The organism is Nocardia sp. NPDC050793, from assembly GCF_040654065.1.
Taxonomy (GTDB): domain Bacteria; phylum Actinomycetota; class Actinomycetes; order Mycobacteriales; family Mycobacteriaceae; genus Nocardia.
The window spans coordinates 1,037,156-1,052,954 of the sequence record NZ_JBFAHG010000002.1 but is presented as its reverse complement, the minus strand read 5'-3'; the positions used below and the strand labels follow the sequence as shown (position 1 = coordinate 1,052,954).

Sequence of the window (15,799 nt, the reverse complement as noted above, 5' to 3'; positions counted from 1 at the left end):
GGTGCTGGGCGCGTTGGGTGGGGTACCCGGCTTACCTCCCGCAGTTGAGAGCGCAACGTCGAATTCCAGCCCGGTCGACCGGCTGTGGTTGCGTCTAGAGAGCGGCATTCAAAAAGGGCCCTCGCCGCTGTCAACCTCGCAACCACCATTTCTCTCCCGTCGATAGAGAAATGGTGGTTGCGCCGGATCGACGGTAGTCAAATAGCGGCATTTGAAGATCAACTGGCCACCATTTGACTACCGTCGATTTCCACCACCATTTGACTACCGTCGATCCGCGCCACCAGCCAACCCCGCGCCGAACACCGCGGAGGGCCAACCGCGCCTCACCAGCACCACGACCCCCAACAGCCCCACCGATGACGTTCCCACACACTCTGTGCACGCCTCACATAGGCGGTGCCTATGTGAGGCGTACGAAAAGTGTGTGGCAGCGGAAATGACGTGCATCCTCCATGCAACCCGGAGGACGCAACCACAGCCGGTCGACCACGCCGGAACCGCAGCAACGCGCACCCAACAGCGGAAGGTAGGTCGGGTACCCCACCCAACGCGCCCAGCACCGTTCGAGGAAAACCCGGGACAACCGCGCATCAAGAGCTTGGCGCACACCCGGAACCCCGTCCCCCAACCCACCCACAACACCCGACCGAACGAAACCACCCGACGCCACCTACCAAAAACGCAACCACAGCCGGTCGACCACGCCGGAACCGCAGCAACGCGCACCCAACAGCGGAAGGTAGGTCGGGTACCCCACCCCACGCGCCCAGCACCGTTCGAGGAAAACCCGGGACAACCGCGCATGAAGAGCAAGCCCACACCAGGAACCACGTCCCCAACGCCCACCGGACGAACCCAGGCATGCCCTGAGCGGGAAGTGCAGACCGACAACCGACCCGCGAACGCCCAGGAAAATCGAAACCACCCCTCGCACCCCCTGAAGTGACAGTGAGCACACCCCCGGTGACACTGTCGCCGCACACCCCACACCCCACACATAGACTCTCGGCGTGGCGAAGATATCGATGCGTGGGCGGATCGCCCTGCGGGCCGCGGCGGCAGCGTCGTGGGCCTCGCAGAAGGCGGGACGCGGCAAGGGTTCGATGATCGGCGGCCTGATCGCGCTGAAGATCGATCCGACCATCATGGATCAGCTCGGACGCGGCAGGCGCACGGTGCTGGTGACCGGCACCAATGGCAAGTCGACGACGACGCGGATGACCACCGCCGCGCTGAGCACCCTCGGTCAGGTCGCCACGCAGGCCGACGGCGCCAATATGGACGCGGGCATCGTCGCCGCGCTGAGCACGCACCAGGGTGTGCCGCTGGCCGCCATCGAGGTGGACGAACTGCATCTGCCGCACGTCAGCGATTCGCTGAACCCGGCCGCCGTGGTACTGCTGAACCTCAGCCGCGACCAGCTGGACCGGGTCGGCGAGATCAACATGATCGAGCGCAAGCTGCGCGCCGGGCTGGCCAGCCACCCGGACACCGTGGTGATCGCGAACTGCGACGACGTGCTGGTCACCTCCATCGCCTACGACCACCCGAACGTGGTGTGGGTCGCCGCGGGCAGCGGCTGGGCGATGGATGCGACGAGCTGTCCGCGCTCCGGTGAGCCGATCGTGTGGGAGGGCACGCACTGGCGCAGTACCGGAGCGGATTTCGAACGGCCGCAACCGGATTGGTGGCTGGACGGAAACGACCTCGTCGGCCCCGACGGGGAACGCCACCTGCTCGAGCTGGCGTTGCCCGGCCGGGCCAACCGGGGCAATGCCGCGCAGGCGGTGGCCGCCGCGGTCGCGCTCGGCGCGGAAGCGGCCAAGGCCGTCGTGGCCGCCGGGACGGTGCGCGAGATCGCCGGGCGCTACCGCACCGTGCAGGTCGGTGAGCACTCCGCGCGACTGCTGCTCGCCAAGAACCCCGCGGGCTGGCAGGAAGCGCTGTCGATGATCGAGCCGACGGCGGCCGGACTGGTGATCGCGGTGAACGGGCAGGTGCCCGACGGCGAGGACCTGTCTTGGCTGTGGGACGTGCGTTTCGAGCACTTCGAGGGCGTGCAGGTGGTCGCCTCCGGCGAGCGCGCCACCGACCTCGCCGTGCGCCTCACCTACGCGGGCGTCGAGCACACCACCGTGCCGGATCCGTTGCGCGCCATCGCTTCCTGTCCGCCCGGCCAGGTCGAGGTGCTCGCCAATTACACCGCGTTCCGCGACCTCAACCGCGACTTGGAGAATCATGGGTGACTCGACCGTACGGATCGGCCTGGTACTGCCCGATGTGATGGGCACCTACGGCGACGGCGGCAACGCCCTCGTGCTGCGCCAGCGCCTGCGCATGCGCGGCTACGACGCCGAGATCGTGGAAATCACACTCTCCGAACCGGTTCCGAACTCGCTGGACATCTACACCCTTGGCGGCGCCGAGGATTCGGCGCAGCGGCTGGCCACCCGGCACCTGCAGCGCTATCCGGGCTTGCAGGAGGCGGCCGCGAAAGGCGCTCCGGTGCTTGCCATCTGCGCCGCCATCCAGGTGCTCGGCAACTGGTACGAGACCTCGTCCGGTGAGCGTGTCGACGGCGTGGGCCTCATCGATGTGACCACTTCCCCGCAAGCCAAGCGCGCCATAGGCGAGGTGACCACCAGCCCCATGCTCGCGGGTCTCGCCGCGCCGCTCACCGGCTTCGAAAACCACCGTGGCGGTACGAAACTCGGCCCCGAGGCGAGCGGCTTGGCGCGCGTCACCCGGGGCGTCGGCAATGGAGTCGGCGACGGCCTCGAAGGCGTGGTCCAGGGCTCGGTCATCGGCACCTACATGCACGGCCCGGCCCTCGCCCGCAACCCCGAGCTGGCCGACCTGCTCCTCACCCGAGCCCTCGGCGTCGACACCCTGGAAACACTGAACCTCCCCGAGGTCGACCAACTGCGCCGCGAACGCCTCCGCGCCTGATCGACGCGCTGTCGGACGGGGTGGCATGGACTTCACACCTCGACCGGAGCGACGTCCACCGCCACGGTGATCGTGCTTTCCTTGGCCTCGGTGTAGATGATGCCGCGCAACGGCGGCACGTCCGCGTAGTCGCGACCCCACGCGGCGACGACGTAGCGCTCGTCGGCGAGCTGATCGTTGGTTGGGTCGAAGCCGATCCAGCGACCCGCGCGCTCGGCCGGGCTCTCCCCGGGTATCCACACCGCCGCCCAGGCGTGCGTGGCGTCCGCGCCGATCATGCGCTGCTTGCCCGGCGGCGGGTCGGTGGCCAGATAGCCGGACACGTACCGCACGGCCAGCCCGTGCGACCGCAGGCAGGCCGCGCCGATTCTGGCGAAATCCTGGCAGACGCCGGTGCGCGCGGCGAACACGTCGATGACTCTGGTGGAGACGTTCGTCGAGCCGGACCGGTAGGCGAAGTCGCGGTGGATGCGGGTGGTCAGCTCGCTCACCGCGGCGAGCAGCGGACGGCCTGGCGTCAGCGATTGCGCGGCGTACGTCGTGACTTCGTCGGCGATCTCCGGCGGGTGCAGGTCCAGGGTGAATTCCACGGCCAGCGGACCGTTTCCGTGGCCGGGGCGGGCGGACTCCCACGGAAGCAGGGCCGGCCCGTCCGTCAGTTCGGCGGGCGGATCGACCTCGACCGTGGACTCGGCGCTGACGACCAGCTCCCGATGTTCGGCCGTGACGTGAAAATAGCAGGTGGTGTTGCCGTAGACGTCGGTGCCGATGGACCGGTCCGACGGCGCCGGATCGATGTGCACGTCGTGCGCGAGCAGCCGCTGCCCAGGGAACTCCCGCGGGGTCAGATAGGCGCGCCCGTAGGAGCTGGTGACCTGCTCGGAGTAGGAGTATGTGGTGCGATGCGCCACCCGATACCGCCTGGTCGCACCGTCGCCGCCGATCATCCGACCACCCGGGTGCTGCCCCACAGCGGCTGAATGCCCACCGGCAGCGAGAGTTTCGTCGTCTCGAAGGATTCCGCGACTTTGCACAGTCGCAGGTGCACGCCTTCGAGCAGGTCGGCCAATTCGGTGCGCCTTCCGTTCTCGTCGGTGACCTCCAGCTCGTCCGGGTCGAGGCGGCGCAGCATCCGCTGGGCGTCGGCGAGCAATCGTTGCGGCCGTGAGGATCCCGAGGCGCCTGGCAGCGCGGCGAAATCCTTCTCGAGCCGTTCGAGTTGGTAGACCAGCGACCGCGGGTTGCTCCTGTCGAACAGCAGCAGCCCGGCCACGGCTGAGACACGGACCGAATCCCGGTGCCGCCGACGGTAACTCACCGAGGACTCGGCGGCCTGCAATACCGCCTCGGTGACCACGCGCTGAGCCTCCGCGGGGTAGGTCTCGATCAATGCCGCCGACAGCAGCGCCGTCAGGGCGAGTCCGCGCTCGACGCGTTTGCCGATATCCGTGACGTACCAGCCGATGTCGCGCACCACGGATTCGGACCAGATGCCCGCCAGCGAGAGCAGGGCGGCGAGCGTCTGCGCGTGCACCGCCGAGAGCGCCGTCTCCTGATCGCCGCCGCTGCCACGGTATTCGGCGAGCGCACGGTCCATCGAGCTCAGGATCATCCAGGTGTCTTGCGAGAGCTGGTCGCGAACGGCGCGCGCCGAGGAGCCGTACCGATCGATCGCGAACGCAAGCGATCCGGGCAGTTCACGATCGATGGTCAACGATTCGAGGTAGTCGTGTCCCTCGCGCGACGCACCCGCCACCGCGGCGCCCCCGCCGTTGCCGTGCTCGGCGCCCTCCGCCGGGGGTGGGTGCGCTTCGGCAGGGAAACCTGTTGCTGCGCCGTGCGATTCGGCGTCCGCGGGATGCGGTGGACGCATGTCGTCGACCACCGCGTCGGGCGCGTTCGTGCAGGTGATCGCGGCCAGCGCCGACATCAGCACGGTCACCGCCTCCGCGCCCTCCATCCACGGCCGGTAGCGGAAGTCCTGGTAACGGTCGTGGGTCGCCATGAGCAGGCGCACCGCCGCGTCGGCCCGTTCGCCGTAGCGACCCATCCAGAACAGATCGTTGAGCACGCGGGGCGAGCTGATCGCCTCGACGACGGGCGCGGTCCGCCGCTCGCGCGCCTCCTGCGGGGCCTCGGCGCTGACGGCCGTCGTCGCGGCGGGCGCGGCGCGGACCCAGACATCCTTGGCCGCGATCTTGATCACCACCCGGTCCGGCTGGGTGCGCTGGCGCAGCTGACCGAGGCCGCCCGCCATCGCGGTGTATCCGCCGCGGCGGGCCATCGAGAACAGCCGCATGCCCACCGGCGCCGCGGCCAAGCCGCCGTAACCCTGCACGGCCGGGGCCACCGAGAACTGGGCCGGTTCCTGACCGACCCATCGCCAGCCGCTCGTCTCGATGCGCCGCCGCAACTCCTCGCGCATGGTGGCCGTGAGATCCGGCCCGAACAGCGTGGCGCCGTCCACCGTCGACCGGATGATCAGCCTCTCCAGATTGGCGAGCAGATGCGAACGCTCGCTCGGGTCGCCGCCCCAGTACGTGGGCGCGCTGTCGAGCAATAGATCCTCGCCGAGCAGCGCGCGCGATATTCGCGGCAGAAACGCCGCCAGCGCAGGGTTTTCCAGCAATCCGCTGCCCAGCGTGTTCACCACGGTCACCGCGCCGCGGCGCAGCACCTCGACCAAGCCGACCACCCCGAGGTGCGAATCGGGCCGCAGGTCGAGCGGATCGGAGAATTCCGCGTCCACCCGCCGCAGCACCACGTCCACCCGCCGCAACGTGCCGAGCGAGCGCATCCACAGCGCGCCGTCGCGCACCACCAGGTCGACGCTCTCCACCAGCGGAAAGCCCAGCCGCGACGCGAGATACGCCTGATCGAAAGCGGTTTCGGAGTGCACGCCCGGGCTCAGCACCACCACCACCGGGTCGTCGTCGGCCACCGGCGCCGCCTCGATCAGCAGCAACCGCATCGCCCTGGCGAACGGCGTGAGCGGGCGCGGGCTGGAGTGCTCGAACGCCTCCGGGATCGCGGTCGAGACCACGCGCCGGTCGGCCAGGGCGTAACCGGCGCCCGACGGCGCCTGCGCCCAGTCGGCGATGGCGCGGAATTCGCCGTCGCTCCACCGGCTGATGTCGCAGGCATGCAGGAACAGCTGGTGCCGTCCGGGAATCGTGATGCCGTGCGCGGCGCGGACATAGCCCGCGTTGCCGAACACCACCTCGGGCGGCAGCAGACCGGAGGTGATGGTGCGACGCGAGCCGTAGACGTCGGTGAGCACCTCGTCCAGTACCCGGGAGCGCTGCACGAGACCGGCCTCCAGCCTGGTCCAGTCGTCGGCCGAGACCAGCAGCGGGATCGGGTCGAGCCGCCACGGCGTCGGAATCGCGGCCTCGCCCGCCCGCACCACCTCCGTGTAGGTGATGCCGTCGTCCTCGATCAGCCTGCGCACGCGGGTGTCCAGCCTGCCAAGCCCGGCGATGCCGATCTCGACGAAGTCGGCCGAGAGCTCCGACCACATCGGCCGCACCGCGCCGTCCGCGTCGACCAGTTCGTCGTAGTAGCCGCCGGTCGGCCTGCCGCATTCGTCGTAACCGCCGCTGTGCCCGCCCTCCGCCCGATACCGCGCGAACTGCTCGGCGATCTGTTCTCGCACGTCGGCGGCAGTCGCCGCCGGGGGCACCGCATCGGCGACCATGCCGACCTCACCTCCGCTGTCAGACGTTGCGCGCCGGCCGTGACCCACGGGCGTCCGGTCCGCACCACACCGGTCGCCGACCGGTCGCCGGAGGATGCGGATCCAGGATGCCGTGCGTACAGATACCGGTCGACCTCGCAGCCATCTTCGCACGTGAATCCCCCGATCAACCCGAGTCGCGGTGTGTCAACCCCTCTCGACACGGCGGTTGCGATGCGATTGCCCGACCCGTGCCGGGGGCGTCCGGGTCTGGCGCGCACCGATTTTCACAATGCCGCACACCGCGAAATCCGACGACACGCCCGTCCCGGCCTCCCACCACCGGCCGCGGACGAGTGCTAAGACCGAATCACCAACCGATCTCGTCAGGAGGTCCGATGCGCGTGACCTGTACATCCTGCGAATCCGCGGTAGACCACTGCCACGGAACCCTGATCGTCCACGCGGGCCGTATGCCCGAATGCACCGAGAACGGCTGCACCGATTTCGCCCACATCCGCCACGCCTTCGTCGTCGACTGCGGCGACATAGCGGGCGGCTGCTCCTGCACCACCGACACCCCCAACCGCCGCCGCGCCTGACGGCCTCGGGATCAGTCGATCCCGTCGTCCAAGTCCTGCCAGGTGGCATACGTTTCGAACGGCACGACCGCCTCGATGGCCGCGGAGCTGCCACCACGGCTGCGGTGCCCGGCCGAAACGTACTCACCCGCGGAGTTCAGGGTCAGCATTTCGATCGAGAGGGCTGGCCCGTCGTCGTTCGCCATCCGGGCGATCCAGTAGTTCTGGATGCCGAAGCGGGCGTATTCGGCGCGCTTGTCGATCAGATCCGCGGTGACGGTCGTCGGCGACACGACCTCGACGACCAGCACGGTATCGGCGACGGTCGGCTTCATCTTCCACTTGCCTCTTGGCTGTTCGATGCAGCGGTAGACGATGACATCCGGGCGCTTGTAGTGCAGCGGGACCTCGGAGACGAGCATGTCGATGTCGCGATTCACCCTTAGACAGGGCTCGGCCGAATCGCGTTTGGCCCGGCCTTCCAGCAATGCGCGTTCGATGTTGCGCGCGATCGCGTTGTGATTGGGCGAGGCCGACTCACAATGAACGATCATCCCGTCCTTGACCTCGACGTCGCGCGCCATCTCTTCGGGCATCGCCAGGTAGTCGTCCATATCTACCGGCAGGATGTAGGTCTTCGGCGAAGACCAGTCGAACAATTCCGACACGGTGACCGTCCTTAAGGCTGGTAGTCGCAGTAATCGTAGGTCAGCCCGCGATCCTCGGTCCCCCGGTGGGCGGAGAGCCGACAGGTAGCTCCCCGTACGCTGGCCGGGTGAACTACGACCACGTGTTGTTGCCGTCCGGGGTTGCCGCGAACCCGACCGAGGTGGAGGCGTATCTGACCGGGCAGCAGGGGGTGGCCGAGGCCGCGGTGGTCGCGGAGATGGCGGCGGAGATCAACGAGCGGAACCTGGAGCTGCCGGAGGAGGACAGCTTCCTCAGCGAGGAGTCGGTGGGCGGGGCGGCGAACGGCGCCGTGCTGCACGTGGCGTGCCCGTACGACGCGATCGGCTACGTGCGCGAGCTGCTGTTCGACATCGCGACGCCGCGGGACTACGCGATCTACGACCCGCAGCTGGCCTGGCTGATCGACCCGGCGGGGCACGTGCCGGTCGCCGTCACCCACGGCGGCGCGGGCGCGTTCCCGTATCTCACCGAAACGCTTGTGCGGCAGTGGGTTCCGGAGCTCACGGCGCCGAACCCATACCTGATCGTCGAGCGGGCCGACCACGACTACATCCAGACCTACCGCGGCAAGCCAGGCGAATACACGGTCGAATACCGCGACGGCGGACCCGATCGGCACTACGGCGCAACCGTCGAGGACCCGGCCACGGTCGCGGACCTGATCTGGGCGTGGACCACCGGCGAGCGAGACGCGCTCGCCCGCGTCCCGTGGACCCGCGTGGAGTTCTGACCGGCTACTGGTTCTGCACGGCCAGCCGCCCCGCGAGCGCAACGAACGACGCACCGAACACCCGCCGCATCCACGTCACCACCATCGGTCGCGCGATGACATACGTGCGCACCGCCGCGGCGCACGCGCCGTAAGCCGCGAACACCACGAACGTGGCCAGCATGAAGATGCCGCTCAGCTCGAGCATGCGGGCCAGCGCCTTCGGCGCGCCCGCGGGCACGAACTGCGGCAGGAACGCGAAGAAGAAGATCGTCAGCTTCGGGTTCAAGATGTTGAGCAGCACCGCCGAGGTGATCACCTGGCGGGCGCTCGGCGCGGCGCGATCGTTTCCGGCGTCGGGAATGGCGAGCGCACCCTTGTCCCGCACCGTGTTCCACGCCATGTACAGCAGGTAGGCGACGCCGAGGTACTTCAGCGTCTGGAAGGCGACGGCGCTGGCGTTCAACAGCGCCGCGAGACCGGTCACCGCCGCGATCATGTGCGGGATGATGCCGAGGGTGCAGCCGAAGGCCGCGACGACGCTCGCGCGCACCCCGCGTGAAAGCCCGGCAGCGAGAGTGAACAGGACGCCGGTGCCGGGGGTGGCGACGATGACGAGCGTCGTCAGCAAGAACTCGATGCTCATCCCCCGCACTGTAATCCGCGCGACCGGACGAAGCAGGGGATCAGAGCAGAAGGCGCTGATGCGCTTACAGCGCGCGCCTGCCGGAAAGGGCCCGGCCCAAGGTCAATTCGTCGGCGAATTCCAGATCGCCGCCCATCGGCAGACCGGAGGCGAGCCGCGTCACCGCGAGACCGGGGAAATCGCGCAGCATCCGCACCAGGTAGGTGGCCGTCGCCTCGCCCTCGGTGTTCGGGTCGGTCGCGATGATCACCTCGCTGACGTCCACGCCGTCCTGTTGATTGCCGATGCGCCCCAACAGCTCCCGAATCCGCAGCTGGTCGGGCCCGACGCCGCTGAGCGGGTCGAGCGCTCCGCCGAGCACGTGGTAGCGGCCGCGGAATTCACGGGTGCGCTCGATCGCCTGGACGTCCTTGGGCTCCTCGACCACGCAGATCATGCTGCGATCGCGGCGAGGGTCGGCGCAGATGCGGCACAGCTCGCCGTCGGAGACGGTGCCGCACACCACGCAGAACTGCACGCCGTCGCGCACCTTCTGCAGCGCGGCCTGCAACCGGTCGATCTCCGGTGGCTCCACTTGAAGCAAATGAAATGCGATGCGCTGCGCGCTCTTCGGACCGACGCCGGGCAGCTTGCCCAGCTCGTCGATCAGATCCTGTACCGGACCCTCGTACAACCGTCCCGTCCTCGATCAGAAATCCGGCAGCCCGGGCAGCGAACCGCCACCGGAGAGCGGTCCGAGGCGCTCGGCCGCCAGCCGCTGTGCATTGCTCATCGCGTCGTTGACCGCGCCGATCACCAGATCCTGCAGGCCCTCGACGTCGTCGGGGTCGACCACCTTCGGGTCGATGGTCAGCGACAGCACCTCGCCTGTCGCCTTGATCCGCACCTGGACCAGACCGCCGCCGGCCTGTCCCTCCACCTCGGAAGCCGCGATCTCGGCCTGCGCTTGCATCACCGCCTGCTGCATCTGCTGAGCTTGGGCGAGTAACTGCTGCATGTCGAACTGACCCTCAGGCTGCACGGCTCGTCCTCTCTGGGGAGATTGTCACGGTTCAGCGTAGTCTTCCCGCATATGCCGAGACAGCCAACCCCGGCCCGCATAGCCTCGATGTGGGTCGGGATACGGGTTCGGTGATTCTGGAGACAGCATGAACACAAACCGCGTACTTGTCGCAGGCGCCATGGCGGTTTCGGCCCTCTTTCCAAGCTTGTTCCTCGGTCCGGTCCCTCCGGTGGCCTCAGCGGACTCCGGCGTGGACCCGGCGGATCCCGAGGTGATCCCGGCGGCGGCCGACTACGGCGGCGGCTGCGTGCTGTATCCCGATGACAAGGCGGCCACCCTGGATTCGCTGCGCTTGCGTTGCTCGCCCGAGCAGCAGGACGCGATCTTCCACGACGCGTCGCCCGGCGCGGTGCCGATGGGCGTCACGAACGGCTGGGTGGTCCGTCCCGCGTACATCCAGGGCATCACGCCCAGCCTGTGGATCGGCAAGACCTTCTACACCGGACCCGACGGCGGCTACTTGCTGAACCGGCTGACCGGCGCGGGCGTGGAAGCCTGGCGCGCCGACGTGTACCGCGCGCCCGCGATCCTGGACGGCGGCCCGGCGTGGGCGCTGAACTACAGCCCGTCACCGACCCCGCCGCTCTACGACGAGATCCGCGAGGTGACCCCCGGCGTGTGGCTCGGCTACTCGTGGTGGCGCGGTGCGATGCAGACCACCTTGCTGCTGACCTTCGCGCTGGCCTGACCGGGTCGCTTGACTCTCCCCTCACTGGAGGGTGTTCGCTGAGCGCATGACCGCGACCGTCTCGATCGGTGAGTTCGCCAGGCTGACCTATCTGAGCGTGAAGACGCTGCGCTACTACCACGACATCGCGCTGCTCGAGCCGGTGTCGGTCGACCAAGGCACCGGTTACCGGCGCTACTCCACCGAACAGGTGGCGCAGGCTCATCTGATCCGGCGCCTGCGCCGTCTCGACATGCCGCTGCCCGAGATCAAGGCCGTACTGGCCGCGCCCGATACCGCGGGACGCGACAGCGCGCTGCGTGCGCATCTGGAGCGCATGGAGGCGGAACTACAGCGGACGCGTGCGGTGGTGGCCTCGCTGCGTTCGCTGCTGACCGAGGCGGCGCCGATCTCGGTGAGTTACCGCTCGGTTCCGGCATTTCCGGCACTGGCCGTCACCGGCTTCGTCGAGCGCGACGGGATCGATTCGTGGTGCGGTCGTTCGTTCACGCTGCTCTACGAGACCTTGGCGGCCGCGGGCGTGACACCCGCCGGAGTCGGCGGCGCCACCTACGCGATGGAGTTCTTCGAAGACGATGCGGGCGAGGTGGTGGCCTTCGTGCCGATCGCCACGCGCGAGGACATCGAACCGCCCGAAGGATTTTCGGTGCTCGAACTTCCCGCGCGCCGCTTCGCCGTCGCCGTGCACAGCGGCGCCTTCGAGGACTTCGACCGCACCTACGGCGCGCTGGGCAGCCATGTCGCCGAACACGACACCGCGCTACCCGAGCCGGTGCGCGAGCTCTACCTGGTGGCCCCGAACGACACCGACGACCCCACCGAATACATCACCGAAGTCTGCTGGCCCATCGGCGGACGCTGAGACAGGAGAGAACGACCATGACGCTGTCCATCGCCAACGTCACCTTCGATTGCGAAAACGCCGCCGCGCTCGCCGGATTCTGGGCGGAATTGCTCGAGCTGCCCGTCGATGACGAGGCCAGTGAGTTCTTCGCGACCGTCGGACGAGCCTCGGGACGTTCGCCGGTCCTGATGTTCATCAAGGTGCCGGACAAGACGCCGGGCAAGAACGTCGTGCACCTCGACCTGGCCGCACCGGATTGGCCCGAACAGGCCGAGCGCGCGGTCGCCCTCGGCGCGAAGCACATCGCCGATTTCGACGAATACGGGCAGCAGTGGGCAACGCTGGCCGACCCGGAGGGCAACCTCTTCGATATCGGTGCCGCATAGCCGACGCCGACGAGCCCGAGGACGCCGCTGGGCCGGAACGAAGGATGGATCGGCCCTGACTCCGCCAGCCGACCGCGGCCGGCCCCGCCTGGGACCGGCCGCGGTCACGCTCGACTCGTCTCGCGCTCGAAGCGATTCGAGCTCAGGCCAATTCGCGTCGCAGGTTCTCCAGCACCTCGGCCTGGATCTTCTTCAGGCCCAGCGGTGCGAAGATGCCCTCGAAGATGCCCGAGATGCCGCCCGCGCCCTTCCAGGTCGTGCGCAGCGTGACTTGCGCGCTGTCGCCCTCCGGTGTCACGGTCCAGGTGTTCACCATGGTGGAGTTCGAATCACGCTCGGTGACAATGGAATCCGACACGGAAACGACGGCGTGCACATTCCGCGTGCGCTTTTCGGTGGCCTGCAGGGTCCATTCGGCCACGGTGCCCGCGCCTTTGCCGCCCTCGACGACCTTGTAGTCGCGGTAGTGCGGAGACAGGATGCGCGGACGCACCGTGTCGTAGTCCGCGATGGCCTCCAGCGCGCGCTTCGGGTCCGCGGCGACGGTAATCGAACTGCTGGCGCTGACCTGTCCCACAATGAGCTCCTTGTCCGGGTGCGGTGTCTCGACCGTCCCCTATCCTGCCCTGCGCCCCCGCAGGGACGGCGTCCAGCCCGACGGCGTTTCGCTCCGTGTTCGATCACGCCACTGGCGCGCCGAACACCGGGTATTCCCGATGCAACATTCCCGTGACATTTATCCCGGCTCGATCAATTCTCAGTGGCTGTAGGTCACGGTGCGTACTAGCGTCGAGGGGTGGCAGTGAGTCTGTTGGGGAAGGCCGGTCACGGTCCGGCCGCACGCGAATCAGGGTTTGCCGCGCATCGAGCGGGTGTGGATCGCCTTTTGGCGAGTTATCGCGCCATACCCGCGAACGCCAACGTGCGGCTGGCGAAGAAGACCTCGAACCTGTTCCGGGCGAGGGCGAAGAACACCGCACCCGGACTGGACGTCTCGGGCCTGACCTCGGTCATCGCGGTGGACCGGGACGCACGAACCGCCGACGTCGCGGGAATGACCACCTACGAGGACTTGGTGGCCGCGACCCTGCCGTACGGGCTGGCGCCGCTGGTGGTTCCGCAGCTCAAGACCATCACCCTCGGCGGCGCGGTCACCGGCCTCAGCATCGAGTCCACCTCGTTCCGCAACGGCCTCCCGCACGAATCCGTGCTGGAGATGGACGTGCTGACCGGGGCGGGTGAGCTGATCACCGCGCGGCCGGACGGCGAGCACGCGGATCTGTTCCGCGGCTTCCCCAATTCCTACGGCACGCTCGGCTATACCGTCCGGCTGAAGATCGAGCTCGAGCAGGTCGAGCCCTACGTGGCGCTGCGTCACGTGCGGTTTCGCGACCTGCGGGAGCTGGAGGCCGCGATCACGCGGATCGTGGACGAGAAGTCCTACGACGGCGAGCGAGTCGACTACTTGGACGGCGTGGTGTTCACCGCCGACGAGAGCTACCTGACCCTCGGCAGGCAGACCGACGAGCCGGGCCCGGTCAGCGATTACACCGGGATGGACATCTACTACCGCTCGATCCAGCACGGATCCGCCGAACCCAAGCGCGATCGTCTCACTATCCACGACTACCTGTGGCGCTGGGACACCGACTGGTTCTGGTGCTCGCGGGCATTCGGCACGCAGAACCCGAAGATCCGGCGGTTCTGGCCGAAACGCTACCGGCGCAGCAGTTTCTACTGGAAGCTGGTCGCCCTCGACCATAAATACGACATCGGCGACAAGTTGGAGGCCCGCAAGGGCAACCCGCCGCGGGAACGGGTGGTGCAGGACATCGAGGTCCCGGTGGAGCGCACCGCGGATTTCGTCGAGTGGTTCCTGCGCGAGATCCCGATCGAGCCGATCTGGCTGTGCCCGCTGCGTTTGCGGGACACGGGCGCGCCCGCCGCGACGAGCGGACGCGCCTGGCCGCTCTACCCGATCGAGCCGGACCGGACCTACGTCAACGTGGGATTCTGGTCGGCCGTGCCCACCGTTCCCGGACAGCAGGAGGGCGCGGCCAACCGCGCCATCGAACGCACGGTGACCGAATTCGACGGGCACAAATCGCTGTACTCGGACGCCTTTTACGACGAGGCCGAGTTCGCGGCGCTCTACGGCGGCGAGACCTACACCGAACTGAAGAAACGCTACGACCCGGACCAGCGCTTGCTGGATTTGTATTCGAAGGCGGTGCAAAGGAAATGACGACTTTCAAGGACCGTTCCGACGTGTTCGCGGATCTGGGAACCAAGCTGAGCATTGCCGAGATCTTCGAGACCCTCGTCGACGGCGAGGTCCCGATTCGCCTGACCGCCTACGACGGCAGCGCGACCGGGCCGGAGGATTCGGACTACACCCTCGACATCAAGACGCCGCGCGGCATCAACTACCTGGCCACCGCGCCCGGCGATCTCGGCATGGCGCGCGCCTACATCGCGGGCGACATGACCGCCTCCGGCGTCCACCCCGGCGACCCGTACGACCTGCTGAAGGCGATACAGGACTTGAAGTTCCGGCGGCCATCGGCACTCGCGCTCGTCACCATCGCGCGCTCGCTCGGCTGGGAGCGACTCAAGCCGGTCGCGCCGCCGCCGCAGGAGACGCTGCCGCGCTGGCGCCGGATCGCGTTCGAGGGCCTGCGTCACTCCAAGACTCGCGACGCGGAGGCCATCCACCACCACTACGACGTCTCGAATGCCTTCTACGAGCACGTCCTCGGCCCGTCGATGACCTACACCTGCGCGGCCTACGGCGATGAGAACTGGACGCTGGAGCAGGCCCAGGAGAACAAGTACCGCCTGGTCTTCGACAAGTTGCGCCTGAAGGAAGGCGACCGGCTGCTCGACATCGGCTGCGGCTGGGGCGGCATGGTGCGCTACGCGGCGCGGCGCGGGGTGAAGGTCATCGGCGCGACGCTCTCGGCGGAGCAGGCCGACTGGGCGCAGCGCAAGATCGCCGAGGAAGGACTCTCCGATCTCGCCGAGGTGCGGCACTCGGACTACCGCGACGTGCCGGAGGGCGAGTTCGACGCCGTGTCCTCCATCGGCCTCACCGAGCACATCGGCGTGCACAACTACCCGTTCTACTTCGATTTCATCAAGGGCAAGCTGCGCGACGGCGGCCTGTTCCTGAACCACTGCATCACCCGGCCGGACAACACCCGCACCACCAAGGCGGGCGACTTCATCGACCGGTACGTGTTCCCGGACGGTGAGCTGATCGGCTCCGGCCGCATCATCTCCGAGATCCAGAACATCGGGCTCGAGGTGCTGCACGAGGAGAACCTGCGCGAGCACTACGCGCTGACCCTGCACGAGTGGTGCAAGAACCTGGTCGCCAACTGGGACGCCTGCGTCGAGGAGGTCGGCGAGGGCACCGCCAAGGTCTGGGGTCTGTACATGGCGGGCTGCCGGCTCGGCTTCCAGCGCAACGTGGTTCAGCTGCACCAGGTGCTCGGCGTCAAGCTGCCCGCCGACGGATCGTGGACGGTCCCGCTGCGTCCTTGGTGGGAGGCGTAAGTAGGA

Annotated in this window: 16 protein-coding genes; 9 read left to right on the top strand and 7 right to left on the bottom strand. The window is 68.1% G+C overall.

Features of this window, described 5'->3' with window-relative positions; translation table 11 throughout:
* Positions 1–1,028: 1,028 nt before the first annotated feature.
* Both AB0H50_RS10255 and AB0H50_RS10250 read left to right on the top strand, forming a co-directional pair.
* Positions 1,029–2,249, top strand: a complete 1,221-nt coding sequence (locus AB0H50_RS10255) for a MurT ligase domain-containing protein (RefSeq protein ID WP_357449428.1) — start codon at positions 1,029–1,031, stop codon at positions 2,247–2,249.
* On the top strand, positions 2,242–2,952 hold the full coding sequence (locus AB0H50_RS10250; RefSeq protein ID WP_357449190.1) for a glutamine amidotransferase: 711 nt from the start codon (positions 2,242–2,244) through the stop codon (positions 2,950–2,952). The genes AB0H50_RS10255 and AB0H50_RS10250 overlap by 8 nt, the downstream gene beginning before the upstream one ends.
* Before the next feature lie 32 nt (positions 2,953–2,984).
* On the opposite strand, the gene AB0H50_RS10245 is transcribed toward AB0H50_RS10250, so the two are convergent.
* Both AB0H50_RS10245 and AB0H50_RS10240 read right to left on the bottom strand, forming a co-directional pair.
* Positions 2,985–3,899, bottom strand: coding sequence for a transglutaminase family protein (locus AB0H50_RS10245; RefSeq protein WP_357449188.1), 915 nt, complete (start codon positions 3,897–3,899; stop codon positions 2,985–2,987).
* The gene (locus AB0H50_RS10240; RefSeq protein WP_357449186.1) at positions 3,896–6,649 is read right to left on the bottom strand and encodes a circularly permuted type 2 ATP-grasp protein; all 2,754 of its coding nucleotides are present in this window, start codon (positions 6,647–6,649) and stop codon (positions 3,896–3,898) included. The genes AB0H50_RS10245 and AB0H50_RS10240 overlap by 4 nt, the downstream gene beginning before the upstream one ends.
* A gap of 377 nt (positions 6,650–7,026) precedes the next feature.
* Here AB0H50_RS10240 and AB0H50_RS10235 point away from each other — a divergent pair, with 377 nt between their 5' ends.
* Positions 7,027–7,230, top strand: coding sequence for a hypothetical protein (locus AB0H50_RS10235; RefSeq protein WP_357449184.1), 204 nt, complete (start codon positions 7,027–7,029; stop codon positions 7,228–7,230).
* An 11-nt stretch (positions 7,231–7,241) separates the two neighbouring features.
* Here the strand turns inward: AB0H50_RS10235 and AB0H50_RS10230 are convergent, their stop codons facing one another.
* Positions 7,242–7,877 carry a Uma2 family endonuclease gene (locus tag AB0H50_RS10230; RefSeq protein ID WP_357449182.1) on the bottom strand — a complete coding sequence of 212 codons (636 nt, stop codon included), beginning with the start codon at positions 7,875–7,877 and terminating at the stop codon, positions 7,242–7,244.
* 107 nt (positions 7,878–7,984) lie between these two features.
* Here AB0H50_RS10230 and AB0H50_RS10225 point away from each other — a divergent pair, with 107 nt between their 5' ends.
* Positions 7,985–8,629, top strand: a complete 645-nt coding sequence (locus tag AB0H50_RS10225; protein ID WP_357449180.1) for a hypothetical protein — start codon at positions 7,985–7,987, stop codon at positions 8,627–8,629.
* 4 nt (positions 8,630–8,633) lie between these two features.
* On the opposite strand, the gene AB0H50_RS10220 is transcribed toward AB0H50_RS10225, so the two are convergent.
* From AB0H50_RS10220 to AB0H50_RS10210, 3 genes are all read right to left on the bottom strand, one after another.
* Positions 8,634–9,254, bottom strand: a complete 621-nt coding sequence (locus AB0H50_RS10220) for a LysE family translocator (RefSeq protein ID WP_357449178.1) — start codon at positions 9,252–9,254, stop codon at positions 8,634–8,636.
* A 64-nt stretch (positions 9,255–9,318) separates the two neighbouring features.
* Positions 9,319–9,927: a recombination mediator RecR gene (gene recR / locus AB0H50_RS10215; RefSeq protein WP_068062994.1), complete on the bottom strand. Its 609-nt coding sequence runs from the start codon at positions 9,925–9,927 to the stop codon at positions 9,319–9,321.
* A 15-nt stretch (positions 9,928–9,942) separates the two neighbouring features.
* Positions 9,943–10,275, bottom strand: coding sequence for a YbaB/EbfC family nucleoid-associated protein (locus AB0H50_RS10210; RefSeq protein WP_357406837.1), 333 nt, complete (start codon positions 10,273–10,275; stop codon positions 9,943–9,945).
* A gap of 211 nt (positions 10,276–10,486) precedes the next feature.
* Between AB0H50_RS10210 and AB0H50_RS10205 the strand changes: the two genes are divergently transcribed.
* From AB0H50_RS10205 to AB0H50_RS10195, 3 genes are read left to right on the top strand one after another with little or no spacing between them, the layout of a single operon-like run.
* Positions 10,487–11,005 (top strand): hypothetical protein, encoded by a 519-nt coding sequence (locus tag AB0H50_RS10205; RefSeq protein WP_357449176.1) that lies wholly within the window; start codon positions 10,487–10,489, stop codon positions 11,003–11,005.
* A gap of 46 nt (positions 11,006–11,051) precedes the next feature.
* Positions 11,052–11,867 (top strand): MerR family transcriptional regulator, encoded by an 816-nt coding sequence (locus AB0H50_RS10200; RefSeq protein ID WP_357449174.1) that lies wholly within the window; start codon positions 11,052–11,054, stop codon positions 11,865–11,867.
* 17 nt (positions 11,868–11,884) lie between these two features.
* Positions 11,885–12,235 (top strand): VOC family protein, encoded by a 351-nt coding sequence (locus AB0H50_RS10195; protein WP_357449172.1) that lies wholly within the window; start codon positions 11,885–11,887, stop codon positions 12,233–12,235.
* Positions 12,236–12,377: 142 nt separating this feature from the next.
* Here AB0H50_RS10195 and AB0H50_RS10190 read toward each other — a convergent pair whose 3' ends face one another.
* Positions 12,378–12,812 carry an SRPBCC family protein gene (locus AB0H50_RS10190; protein ID WP_357449170.1) on the bottom strand — a complete coding sequence of 145 codons (435 nt, stop codon included), beginning with the start codon at positions 12,810–12,812 and terminating at the stop codon, positions 12,378–12,380.
* 225 nt (positions 12,813–13,037) lie between these two features.
* Between AB0H50_RS10190 and AB0H50_RS10185 the strand changes: the two genes are divergently transcribed.
* On the top strand, positions 13,038–14,480 hold the full coding sequence (locus AB0H50_RS10185; protein ID WP_357449426.1) for an FAD-binding oxidoreductase: 1,443 nt from the start codon (positions 13,038–13,040) through the stop codon (positions 14,478–14,480).
* A complete protein-coding gene (locus AB0H50_RS10180; protein ID WP_357449168.1) occupies positions 14,477–15,793 on the top strand; it encodes a class I SAM-dependent methyltransferase in 1,317 nt (438 codons plus the stop codon). Before AB0H50_RS10185 ends, AB0H50_RS10180 begins: the two co-directional genes overlap by 4 nt.
* The last annotated feature ends 6 nt before the right edge of the window (positions 15,794–15,799 follow it).